Below are 11,655 nucleotides of genomic sequence, written 5' to 3'. Positions count from 1 at the left end.
TAAATAAGATTATATAAATCTCTAAATTGTAAATAAAAATAGACTATTAAACATATGAAAAAGAAGTTTACCTGGAAAAAAGCAATTTACATTCTGCTCGGGCTTATTTTTGCTGTTGCATTATTTGCCGGAATCAGCTACCTCGTAAAATCCAACTCAAAAGAAAGTGTAACTTTTCTTACCCGAAAGCCAACCGTCCAGAATATGGAAGATAAAGTAATGGCAACCGGAAAGATTATTCCTAAGGAAGAAATTGAGATCAAACCCAATATAGCAGGAATTATTGATAAAATTCTTGTAGATGAAGGTGATCGTGTAGAAGCAGGACAGCTTATCGCAACCGTAAGAATTGTTCCGAATATCGCAGAGGTAAATAATGCGCAGCAAAATGTGCAGAATGCGCAGCTTCAGATCAATAATGCCAAAATGAATGTTTCTAATATGCAGACGCAGTTTACTATGTCTGAAAAACTTTTTAAGCAGGGAGTTATTTCAAAACAGGAATATTTAACAGCACAGCAGCAGTTATACACACAACAGCAGGCTTTGAAAAACGCCAATCAACAGTTGATAACGGCACAAAAAGCCTTGCAAATCGCTAAAACGGGTGCTATTCCGGAATTGCAGGGTTTAGCAACCACTCAGATCCGCTCCAAAGCTTCAGGAACCGTTCTAGAAGTTCCGGTGAAAGTCGGAAGCCAGGTAATTGAGGCGAACTCTTTCAATGCGGGAACAACCATTTGCTCTATTGCAGATCTTAACTCTTTAATTTTTCAGGGAGAGATTGATGAAGCTCAGGCCGGAAAACTAAAACAGGGAATGGATATGAACATAGTGATCGGAGCGTTGCAGAATAAATCTTTTCCCGGAAAGCTTACGATGATAGCTCCAAAAGGGAAAGACAACAACGGAACCATCAAATTTCCTGTGGAGGGTGACGTATTTAATCCTAATAATGAATACATCAGAGCAGGATTTTCTGCCAACGGAGAAATTGTTTTAAGCTCTCAGAAAAATGCTCTTCTTTTGGATGAATCTCTTATCCAGTACGAGAAAAGCAACGGAAAAGACAAACCTTTTGTAGAAGTAAAGCAGGCTGATGGAAAATTTAAAAAAGTATATGTAAAACTCGGAGCCAGTGACGGTATCAATGTGCAGGTTCTCTCAGGAATTGATAAAAATGCAGAGGTAAAAGTGTGGAATCCTTCCGATAAAGACAAAGAAGAACTGAAAGAAAAATCTGGTAAGTAATTATAATTTTAAAAAAAATCCTGAATTGATCAGGATTTTTTTTGATATGAGTTTGATGGTTACTTTACTTCTTGTTTAAATTTTTTATATTAGTTCAATAATAATTTTTATGAAGCCAATCTTAGGGATTTTAATTTCAGCATTTATTTTGTTAAGCTGTCATTCGCAAAAATCCAGCTTTCAGGGAAACAAGATTGTTTATCAATCTGAAAATTTAAAAATCATTCAGTTATCAAATCATGTTTACCAGCATATTTCCTATCTCAACACCGAGTCATTCGGAAGAGTTGAATGCAACGGAATGATTGTGCAAGACAAGGAAGAAACCATAGTTTTTGATACTCCGGTAGATGATAAGAGCTCCTCTGAACTTATTTTTTGGATTAAAGATAAGCTTCATTGTAAAATAAACGCCGTGATCGCTACCCACTTTCATGATGATTGTGTGGGAGGTCTGAAAGAGTTTGATAAAAACAAAATTCCTTCTTATGCTAATAATAAAACCATTGAATTAACCAAAAAAAATGACTTTAACATACCTCAAAATGGCTTCAACGGACAAATGGTATTAAATGTTGGAAATCAACATGTGTATGCTGAATTTTTGGGAGAAGGTCATACCAAAGATAATATCATAGGATATTTTCCGAAAGAAAAGGTAATGTTTGGCGGTTGTCTTATTAAAGAAATGAACACTACTAAAGGATATCTTGGAGATGCCAATGTAAAAAACTGGTCTGAAACTGTAGAAAAAATTAAAACAAAGTTTTCTGATGCGAAGATTATTATTCCCGGTCACGGAAATGCTGGAGGAACAGAATTATTAGATTATACCATTCAACTATTTAAGAATAATCAGTAACAGATTATGTTGATTAAAAATTAAAAGTCCCAAATATGGGACTTTATTATTATTATAATTTAAGTTCTGAATCAGCTTAAAAACTTAATCTCTTTATCTTTAAATTTATTTTTATTAACCAGCTTATTCATCGTTTTGAGCATTTTTCTGCGAAGTTTTGCCAGTTTTCTGATGTTTTTATCTTCACTGTAATCAAAGATATTGTCTTTGAAACTAAAAGTGTCTCCGTTTTTAAATTCAATCTTGCTTTTCTTCAATTCCCCAAACAGCATCAGATTGGTCATACTTTCCAAAATGTAATGTTCCGTATTTTCCAGTGACTTCAGGGTACTGATTAATTGTTTTTTATATTTTTTCTTTCCCATAATTTCAGATTAACTATTTTCTGATGATACAAATTTACATTTTTCAATATAGGGATTTTTTTTAATCTTAAACAAGAAAATTTTGAGATTTGATTGATTACTATATAAAGTCTTTAAATATCATTTTTACTCTGGCGCGACAAGTTTTCTCTATTTATTAAAAATTTGTAGCTTTGCAGCTCTATGAAAAATACGGTACAAACATCTTCCCAAGTTACACCGCCTTGATCTAAGGTCAAACTGTTATTTTACCAATTACTTATTGGCTATCAATCGTGCCTGATTATTTCGATCGGGAATATTTCAAATTCTACAATTTATACATTATGCAAAAAATAATCAACTTGTTTGATTTCAAACAGAAGATTAATTACAAAAATGAAATTTTAGCAGGATTAACAGTCGCTATGACCATGATTCCTGAAAGTTTATCATTTGCTATATTGGCAGGACTTTCCCCTTTAACCGGACTTTATGCGGCTTTTTTAATGGGATTAATTACCGCCGTTCTGGGCGGACGACCGGGAATGGTTTCGGGAGGAGCAGGAGCGACTGTTGTTGTGCTTATTGCATTGGCTGCTGCACACGGAGTTGAATATCTTTTTGCTGCAGTCATTTTAGCAGGGTTCTTTCAGTTGCTTGTTGGTATATTTAAGTTAGGCAAATTTGTAAGATTAATTCCACAACCGGTAATGTATGGCTTTCTCAATGGCCTTGCGGTAATTATTTTTATGGCTCAGATTGCGCAGTTCAAAATTTTTCAAAATGGTACTGAAGTCTGGATGCAGGGAAATGCACTGTACCTCATGGCTGGATTAACGATGCTTACAATTGCCATTGTCTTTGTTCTTCCTAAATTTACCAAAGCTGTTCCGGCTTCTTTGGTTGCTATCATTGTAGTTTCCGGGATTGTTTATTTTTTGAATATAGATACAAAAAAAGTGATTGATATTGCATCTGTAAGCGGATCTTTACCTTCTTTTCATATTCCTCAAATCCCTTTTAATCTGGAAACTTTCAAAATTATTTTCCCTTACGCTTTAGTAATGGCAGGAGTTGGATTGATAGAAAGTCTTCTCACGCTTAATATGGTTGATGAAATTACCAATACCAAAGGTCAGTCTAATCGTGAAGCTGCAGCACAAGGTATGGCTAACATTGCCAACGGTTTTTTCGGAGGAATGGGAGGCTGTGCAATGGTTGCCCAGACGTTGGTAAATATTGGAGCAGGAGCAAGAGCCAGGCTTTCTGCAATCATAGGTGCACTAACTATATTGCTTGTTATTTTAATAGGAGGCTCTGTTATTGAGCAGATTCCTATGGCGGCTTTGGTAGGTGTCATGATGATGGTTTCTATCGGAACTTTTGAGTGGGTTAGTTTTAGAATCATAAACAAGATGCCTCGTCACGATATTTTTGTAGGAATTCTGGTAGCACTTATTACCATCGTTCTGCACAATTTAGCTTTGGCTGTGCTGATTGGTGTTGTAATTTCCGCCTTAGTGTTTGCTTGGGAAAGTGCTAAACGTATTCGTGCCAGAAAATTTACAGATGAAAAAGGTGTAAAGCATTATGAAATTTATGGACCATTATTCTTTGGTTCTGCTTCAGCGTTTGCAGATAAGTTTGATGTAGCAGGTGATCCGCAGGAAGTTATTATAGATTTCAAAGAAAGTAAAGTGGCAGATATGTCTGCCATTGAAATACTGAATAAAGTCACCGAGAAATACCATAAAGCAGGAAAAACAGTCCATTTAAAACATTTGAGCCCGGATTGCAGACAATTGCTCAAAAATGCAGAGAGTGTAATTGATGTCAATATCATTGAAGATCCAACCTATAAAGTAATGACGAATAATTAAGAAAATTGCTAAATTTTCACGCTTTGCGAAGCAATTTATTTGCCTTTGCATCTTAAAATAAAATGGTTTGAAAAATAAAACTTTGCGTTATATATAAAGAGTAAAGGATGAATCATCAATTTAAAAAAAACAATGTTTTCACGCCTGAAAAGCAATTTATTTGCCTTTGTATCTCAAAAATAAAATGATTTTAAAATAAAGCTTTGCGTAAAAAATCAAACCAATAATACACTAAATATCAATAAAATATAAAGAATAATAAAAAACTTTTGTCTGATATTCTGGAAAAAACTATAAAATACTTTTTTCTCAAAATTTAATATCGTAATATTGCAATATTAAGTTAAGATAATGGGCGCTACAAAAACAGAGCATTTCACGGAGCAGCAAAATAAAATGGCAAATATAGCAAAAGCCTTAGGTCATCCCGCAAGAATAGCTATTATTGAATATCTACTGAAAGTAAATGAATGCATTTGTGGAGATATTGTAAATGAACTCCCTCTGGCTCAGCCGACAGTTTCTCAACATTTGAAAGAACTCAAAAATGCAGGAATCATCAAAGGAAATATTGAAGGAAATTCTGTCTGCTACTGTATTGATGAAAAAACAATTGAAATTCTCAATGCATATTTCTCAAAAATTATTGAGACGGTTTCCAAATCAAAATGTTGTTAGATATTTTTTTGACTAAATAAATCGCAATATTGCAATATTAAATTATAAAACATCATAAAATATGACTCTTACAGAAATTAAAGAAATTCTTCCTACATTAAAAAATGTGGAATTTCAGCTGGAAAATGGGACAATGATTCCTGAACATTTCCACGTTACGGAAGTGGGACAAATTACCAAAAACTTTATTGATTGCGGTGGCGTGATCCGCAAAGAAAAAACAGTGAATTTCCAGCTTTGGAATGCCGATGATTTTGAACATCGCTTAAAACCTGCAAAATTGCTGAACATCATACAGCTTTCTGAAGAGAAATTGTGTATCGAAGATGCTGAAATCGAAGTAGAATATCAATCGGATACCATTGGAAAATATGATTTAGAATTTAATGGAAAACATTTTGTTCTGAAAAATAAAACCACCGCTTGTCTCGCTCAGGATGCGTGCGGAATTCCTGCGGAAAAACCAAAAAGAAATTTATCTGAACTTACAGTAAATGCCGCTAATTCCTGCACACCCGGTGGCGGATGTTGTTAATTTAAAAAGTATACGAAAATGCTTCAGAAAATAGAAGACCGCTGCGAAATTCTCAGTAAAAATTTTAAAGAAATCAATCCGGAAAGAAAAGCTTTGCTTGAAAAATTAGCTGATCATATTCAGAGGAAAATTAATGAGAACAAGGAGATTAATTTAGTCTATGTTTGTACGCACAACTCCCGCAGAAGTCATCTGGGACAGGTTTGGGCAAAAGTTGCGGCTAATTTTTTTGGTTTTAATGTTAATACTTTTTCCGCAGGAACAGAAGCGACAGCTTTCAATCAGAATGCAATCAATGCTTTAATTTATTCAGGTTTTGATGTGAAAAAAACAGACGAAACCAACAATCCGAAATACGAAGTACATTTTGGTGACGGAAAATTCAATCTTTGTTTTTCCAAAACCATTGAGGATGAAAGCCTTCCTAAAGAAAACTTTGTAGCGGTAATGACTTGTGGCGATGCCGATGAAAACTGTCCGTTTATTCCGGGTTGCGATTTGCGAATTGGAACAACATATTTCGACCCGAAATCTTACGACAATTCCATTCTTCAGGACGAAAAATACACTGAACGAAGCAACCAAATTGCAATGGAATGTTTGTATATTTTTTCGATGATACGATTTGCTGATGATATGATGATATAGTGATTAAATCGTATAATCAACAAATCTTCAAATCATATAATCAATGAAACTAAAATTCCTCGACCGCTTTCTTACCCTTTGGATTTTCCTAGCAATGGCAATTGGCGTAGCTTTAGGTTATTTTATTCCAAATATTTCGGCTATAACAAATTCACTTTCTGTAGGAAGTACCAATATTCCTTTGGCGATTGGTTTGATTCTGATGATGTATCCTCCGCTTGCAAAAGTAGATTATTCGTTGCTGCCAAAAGCATTTAAGGATAAAAAAGTACTTTCAATTTCTTTGATCCTCAACTGGATTATTGGTCCGGTTTTAATGTTCATTCTTGCCCTAATTTTCCTGCGGGACGAACCGGATTATATGGTTGGACTGATTTTAATCGGATTGGCAAGATGCATTGCAATGGTGATTGTCTGGAATGATTTAGCAAAAGGAAACCGTGAATATGCTGCACTTCTGGTCGCCATGAACAGCATTTTCCAGATTTTTTCTTACAGTTTTTTAGTTTGGTTGTTCATTAATGTACTGCCGCAAAAATTAGGCTTTGGAAAATTCAGTGTTTCGGTGCCGATGCGGGATGTTACAGAAAGCGTTTTGATTTATCTTGGAATTCCCTTTTTAGGAGGATTCTTAACCAGATTTTTTTTAATAAAAACAAAAGGTATTGAATGGTATAACCGTAAGTTTATTCCGAAAATTTCACCAATTACTTTATATTCTCTATTATTCACGATTGTTTTAATGTTCAGTCTGAAAGGCGAAAAGATCATAGAATTACCGATGGACGTGGTAAAAGTTGCTATTCCGTTAATTATTTATTTCGTCCTGATGTTTTTTGTGAGTTTTTTCATCAATAAATCAATGAAAGTGCCTTACGATAAAAACGCATCCATTTCTTTTACTGCAACCGGAAACAATTTTGAGCTGGCAATTGCAGTAGCGATTTCAGTTTTCGGGATCAATTCAGCCCAGGCTTTTGTGGGGGTCATTGGTCCTTTGGTAGAGGTTCCTGTGTTGATTCTTCTGGTAAAGTTCAGCTTATTTCTGAAGAAAAAATTTTATTAAATAACAGCATTTATCATCCCTATCATTGTTGAAATCGTGTAGGAAATTCCGTATATTTGGACTTGAAATTTTAAATCTAAAAATAAATGGACATTATTTTTGACCTTATCGAAAAAGAAAGAGCGAGACAGTCTCACGGATTAGAACTTATTGCTTCGGAAAATTTTGTTTCTGAAAATGTAATGAAAGCGATGGGAAGTGTTTTGACCAACAAATATGCAGAAGGCTATCCCGGAAAAAGATATTACGGAGGTTGCGAAGTGGTAGATGAGGTTGAAACTTTAGCAATCGAAAGAGCAAAACAGCTTTTCGGTGTTGATTATGTGAATGTTCAGCCGCATTCCGGCTCTCAGGCAAACGCAGCAATTTATCTTGCTGTTTTGAAGCCGGGAGACAAAATCATGGGAATGGATCTTTCAATGGGAGGTCACCTTACTCATGGTTCTGCGGTTAATTTTTCCGGAATTCAATATGATGTAGTTTCTTACGGCGTTCAGCAGGAAACAGGTCTTATTGATTATGATCAGATGAGAGAAACTGCTTTAAGAGAAAAGCCCAAAATGATGATTGCAGGTTTCTCGGCGTATTCCAGAGATTTAGATTATGCTAAATTCAGAGAAGTGGCAGATGAAATCGGGGCAACTCTTTGGGCAGATATTGCACATCCTGCGGGTTTAATTGCTAAAGGGCTTCTGAATAATCCTTTTGAGCACTGCCATATTGTAAGTACTACAACTCACAAAACATTGAGAGGACCAAGAGGCGGAATGATCATGATGGGGAAAGATTTTGAAAATACTTACGGACATAAAACGCCAAAAGGTGAAGTAAAAATGATGAGCCAGGTTTTAGATGGCGCTGTTTTCCCGGGAATTCAGGGTGGTCCGCTGGAACATGTAATCGGAGCAAAAGCAGTTGCTTTTGGTGAAGCCATTGACGATAAATTCTTAACATACGCAAAACAGGTGAAATCTAACGCACAGGCTTTGGCTAAAGCAATGATTTCTAACGGATTTGACATTGTGAGTGGCGGGACAGACAATCACTTGATGTTGGTTGACCTTAGAAATAAAGGGGTTAACGGAAAAGAAACTGAAAAAGCTCTGGTAAAAGCAGATATTACGTGCAACAAAAATATGGTTCCTTTTGATGATAAATCTCCTTTCACCACTTCCGGAATCAGATTGGGAACTGCCGCAATTACCACAAGAGGTCTTAAAGAAAATGATATGGAGACGATTGCGGATCTAATTTCTGAAGTAATAGACAATATCAAAAATGAAGAACTCATTGCCGAAGTTAGAAAAAAAGTTAATACTTTAATGGAAGGTAAAGCTTTGTTTAATTATTAAGAATTGCTTTCAGCTAACAGCAATTTGCTTTTGGCATTAATTTAAAATAAAAAGAGGTGCAAATATTTGTGCCTCTTTTTTGCAAATTGTAATTTTAACTATCAACTAAAAAATGAATCCTGAAAAAAAATTATTCACTTTTGAAGAAATTAAACAGAAACTGGTAAACTACTGCGTTTATCAGGATCGTTGCCATTCTGAAGTTGAGCAGAAGATGCGTGAATTTGTTTTAATTCCCGAAGCAAAAGATGAAATTCTTCTATACCTGATGAAAGAAAATTATCTGAATGAAGAAAGATTTACACGAAGTTATATCCGCGGAAAATTTTACATGAAAAATTGGGGAAAGACAAAAATTAAGATCCATTTAAAACAAAAAGGCATTACGGATAAACTAATCTCTACCTGTTTTGATGAAATTGATGAAAATGATTATATAAACATAATAAATAAGATCTACGAAAACTATGCAGGTAAACTAAAAGGATTGAAAGATTATCAAAAAAAATCAAAAACTATTAAATATCTTTTAAGTAAAGGCTTTGAATACGACCTTATTTTGCAGGTAATTGAAAATTAATATATATGTAATTTTAAGTTTCATTAACAAATGAAAATATTTTTTAGCTTTGCTGAAAAATAAATTAGTTATATATGAAATTAAAATTACACACGAAATCAAAAATGTTATATGCATTTTTGATGGCTCTTTTCTCGGTTTGGAGTTGGGGGCAGACGACACTCGTTAATTATAAATTTGAAGATAATTTGCTTCCGGAATCAGGGAGCATTGGTTCACCGAATTTGACTGCTTCAAGTGCAGTTTCGTATTTTGCAGGAGTGACTGGTAATGCAGTAGCATTTGGCAGTTCTACGAATAAGTATTTTGAATTGACAATTTCAACTATAGGCTACACAAATGTAAAAATATCTTTTAGTGGTAGATCATCACAATCTGGCAGTATATGGTCTGTAACTGGTGATCCAGCAGGTGGATCAACATTTTCAAATATTACAAGTTTAAATTCTGGAAATGGTAGTTTTACAAATTTAGCACAAACGACATTAGGCTCGAATTATGATAATAAAACTTCAATAAGAATTAGAATAACATCGACCGGAACAAGTGCTACACACAGACTTGATGACCTTATATTAGTAGGAACATCAAATTGCGTAGCACCTTCAAATCCTGGAGGTTCAATTTCAGGTATTACTCCAGCATGTAATTCAACCGTTTTGACTTATAATCCCTCAGTTGGTGAAAATGCCGCTAATTTATATTGGCAAACAAGTCTAGCAGGGACCTCTTTGAGTTTTCCTGCTAATAATGCTTTGGATGTAACATCTTCGGGTACTTATTACGTAAGGGCATATAATGGAACTTGCTGGTCAGGGGCTTCTACAGTAGGATATCCAGTAACAATAAATTCTACTTCAAATGCAGTAATCACAACAAACAGTGCAACTGCAATTTCGTATAATACTGTGACACTTAATGGAAATCTAGCAACATTGGGAACTTGTCCTGCTACGGTTGAAAGAGGTTTTGTTTATGGAACTTTTTCTGGTTCTTATGGTGCTCCAATCGTTATAGGAACAACAGTAACAACAGGCTCCTTTAATATTAATTTGTCTTCTTTAACAGCAGGAACGACTTATTTTTATAGAGCATATGTAAAAGATGCAAATGGAATTTACATATATGGAACGGAACAAACTTTTACAACATTAATTCCTGCTACACAAATTGTTTTTGTAAATGTTCCATCTAGTGGATTTGTAAACAGTAATTTGGGAACTTTTAGTGTTCAGGCTAGAACACCTAATAATACAATTGATACAAATTATTCAGGCTTTGTCACGATAAACAAATTAGCAGGTACGGGAACTATGTCTGGAACAACTTCAAGTGTAAACTTTATAAATGGTGTTGCAACATTTAATGATATAAAATTTGATATTGCGGACAATTATACAATTTCAGCAGTTTCAGGTAATTTTCCAACAATAGTTTCTGGAATAATAACTATAAATAATGCTCCAGTAGCCATCGTTGGTTGGGATTTTGAAAATACAACAATTACAGGAACTGGTAATACCCCTAATGTTAATCCGGTTTCAGCCAATTTCGGACTTCTTACAACAGGATCAGTTTTTTCAGGGTATCATTCATCAAGCAGTAGTTGGAGTACTGGTACAGGAAATGGGTCGTCCAAGGCAGCAACAGTTCCAAATTGGAATAATGGAGATTATTGGCAGATAAAATTTGCTACAACTGGCTATAAAAATATTAGATTAAAAATAAGTCAAAGAGGAAGTAATACAGGACCTAGAGATTTTAAATTGCAGTATAGTACGGATGGAATTTCTTTTACTGACTTAGCTGGAGGAAATTATTCAATAGTAAATGATTCTTGGAACAATTCATCTACAGTCGCTGGATCTGTTAGAATATTTGATTTTGATACCGTTTCACTAATTAATAATAAGTCCCAAGTATTTATTAGAATTTTAAATTCATCTGATATAAGTATAAATAATGGTTCAGTAGCAAGTGGCGGAACAAGCTTTATTGATGACATAACAGTTGAAGGATTGTCTTTCTCAACAACAATTTGGTCGTCTTCTTGGAGTAATGGAATTCCAAATAATGAAACTAATGTAATTATTAATGGGATTTACACAACAACATCAAATCCTGCCTTTACCGCCAATAACATCACGATCAAAAACGGCGGTGTTTTGGAAATCAATGGAACAAACACTGTTAATGCAGCAGATGTAACCGTAGAAGACGGAGGAAATTTAGTGATCAAAGATTCTGGGGTGTTGAATCATACCGGAACATTCAAAGTTTTGAAAAACGGAACAAGCGTACAGGATAAGTATGCATTCTGGTCTTCACCGGTAGCTTCACAGAATTTAACGGCTATGTATCCTGGTGCTACTCCTTCATTCATCACAGAATATAATACAGCGACTGATTATTTTGTGAATGCAGCTTCTACAACTTCTGCTTTTGCAAAAGGATAT

11 protein-coding genes are annotated in these 11,655 nt (G+C 34.6%); 10 read left to right on the top strand and 1 reads right to left on the bottom strand.

What is annotated here, in order from left to right; genetic code table 11:
* Positions 1–54: 54 nt before the first annotated feature.
* Together FNE73_RS16175 and bla are read left to right on the top strand one after the other, a co-directional pair.
* Positions 55–1,251 (top strand): efflux RND transporter periplasmic adaptor subunit, encoded by a 1,197-nt coding sequence (locus FNE73_RS16175; protein ID WP_130915299.1) that lies wholly within the window; start codon positions 55–57, stop codon positions 1,249–1,251.
* 109 nt (positions 1,252–1,360) lie between these two features.
* Complete coding sequence (gene bla, locus FNE73_RS16170) at positions 1,361–2,113, top strand: subclass B1 metallo-beta-lactamase (protein WP_143885593.1); 753 nt, start codon at positions 1,361–1,363, stop codon at positions 2,111–2,113.
* 71 nt (positions 2,114–2,184) lie between these two features.
* Here bla and FNE73_RS16165 read toward each other — a convergent pair whose 3' ends face one another.
* Positions 2,185–2,478 carry a hypothetical protein gene (locus FNE73_RS16165; protein WP_089745721.1) on the bottom strand — a complete coding sequence of 98 codons (294 nt, stop codon included), beginning with the start codon at positions 2,476–2,478 and terminating at the stop codon, positions 2,185–2,187.
* 326 nt (positions 2,479–2,804) lie between these two features.
* Here FNE73_RS16165 and FNE73_RS16160 point away from each other — a divergent pair, with 326 nt between their 5' ends.
* The 8 genes from FNE73_RS16160 to FNE73_RS16125 form a co-directional block, all read left to right on the top strand.
* Positions 2,805–4,340, top strand: coding sequence for a SulP family inorganic anion transporter (locus FNE73_RS16160; protein WP_143885592.1), 1,536 nt, complete (start codon positions 2,805–2,807; stop codon positions 4,338–4,340).
* A gap of 351 nt (positions 4,341–4,691) precedes the next feature.
* Positions 4,692–5,018: an ArsR/SmtB family transcription factor gene (locus FNE73_RS16155; RefSeq protein ID WP_143885591.1), complete on the top strand. Its 327-nt coding sequence runs from the start codon at positions 4,692–4,694 to the stop codon at positions 5,016–5,018.
* 61 nt (positions 5,019–5,079) lie between these two features.
* Complete coding sequence (locus FNE73_RS16150) at positions 5,080–5,553, top strand: DUF6428 family protein (protein WP_143885590.1); 474 nt, start codon at positions 5,080–5,082, stop codon at positions 5,551–5,553.
* Positions 5,554–5,571: 18 nt separating this feature from the next.
* On the top strand, positions 5,572–6,201 hold the full coding sequence (locus FNE73_RS16145) for a low molecular weight phosphatase family protein (RefSeq protein WP_143885589.1): 630 nt from the start codon (positions 5,572–5,574) through the stop codon (positions 6,199–6,201).
* Positions 6,202–6,244: 43 nt separating this feature from the next.
* On the top strand, positions 6,245–7,267 hold the full coding sequence (gene arsB, locus FNE73_RS16140) for an ACR3 family arsenite efflux transporter (protein WP_143885588.1): 1,023 nt from the start codon (positions 6,245–6,247) through the stop codon (positions 7,265–7,267).
* Between the two features lie 86 nt (positions 7,268–7,353).
* The gene (gene glyA, locus FNE73_RS16135; protein ID WP_143885587.1) at positions 7,354–8,619 is read left to right on the top strand and encodes a serine hydroxymethyltransferase; all 1,266 of its coding nucleotides are present in this window, start codon (positions 7,354–7,356) and stop codon (positions 8,617–8,619) included.
* A 112-nt stretch (positions 8,620–8,731) separates the two neighbouring features.
* Positions 8,732–9,199 carry a regulatory protein RecX gene (locus FNE73_RS16130; protein WP_143885586.1) on the top strand — a complete coding sequence of 156 codons (468 nt, stop codon included), beginning with the start codon at positions 8,732–8,734 and terminating at the stop codon, positions 9,197–9,199.
* 74 nt (positions 9,200–9,273) lie between these two features.
* Positions 9,274–11,655: beta strand repeat-containing protein (locus FNE73_RS16125; protein WP_228430172.1), on the top strand; the 2,382-nt coding region annotated here is incomplete at its 3' end.

Source organism: Chryseobacterium binzhouense (assembly GCF_007474545.1).
GTDB classification, from domain to species: Bacteria; Bacteroidota; Bacteroidia; order Flavobacteriales; family Weeksellaceae; genus Chryseobacterium; species Chryseobacterium binzhouense.
The sequence above is the reverse complement of the archived record's forward strand: the minus strand, read 5'-3'. Positions and strand labels throughout refer to the sequence as shown.

Excerpts from the sequence above, each read along its gene's own strand:
- FNE73_RS16150 (WP_143885590.1), top strand. The coding sequence starts at position 5,080 with ATGACTCTTACAGAAATTAAAGAAATTCTTCCTACATTAAAAAATGTG.
- glyA (WP_143885587.1), top strand. The coding sequence starts at position 7,354 with ATGGACATTATTTTTGACCTTATCGAAAAAGAAAGAGCGAGACAGTCT.
- FNE73_RS16175 (WP_130915299.1), top strand. The coding sequence starts at position 55 with ATGAAAAAGAAGTTTACCTGGAAAAAAGCAATTTACATTCTGCTCGGG.
- FNE73_RS16165 (WP_089745721.1), bottom strand. The coding sequence starts at position 2,478 with ATGGGAAAGAAAAAATATAAAAAACAATTAATCAGTACCCTGAAGTCA.
- FNE73_RS16130 (WP_143885586.1), top strand. The coding sequence starts at position 8,732 with ATGAATCCTGAAAAAAAATTATTCACTTTTGAAGAAATTAAACAGAAA.
- FNE73_RS16145 (WP_143885589.1), top strand. The coding sequence starts at position 5,572 with ATGCTTCAGAAAATAGAAGACCGCTGCGAAATTCTCAGTAAAAATTTT.
- bla (WP_143885593.1), top strand. The coding sequence starts at position 1,361 with ATGAAGCCAATCTTAGGGATTTTAATTTCAGCATTTATTTTGTTAAGC.
- arsB (WP_143885588.1), top strand. The coding sequence starts at position 6,245 with ATGAAACTAAAATTCCTCGACCGCTTTCTTACCCTTTGGATTTTCCTA.
- FNE73_RS16160 (WP_143885592.1), top strand. The coding sequence starts at position 2,805 with ATGCAAAAAATAATCAACTTGTTTGATTTCAAACAGAAGATTAATTAC.
- FNE73_RS16155 (WP_143885591.1), top strand. The coding sequence starts at position 4,692 with ATGGGCGCTACAAAAACAGAGCATTTCACGGAGCAGCAAAATAAAATG.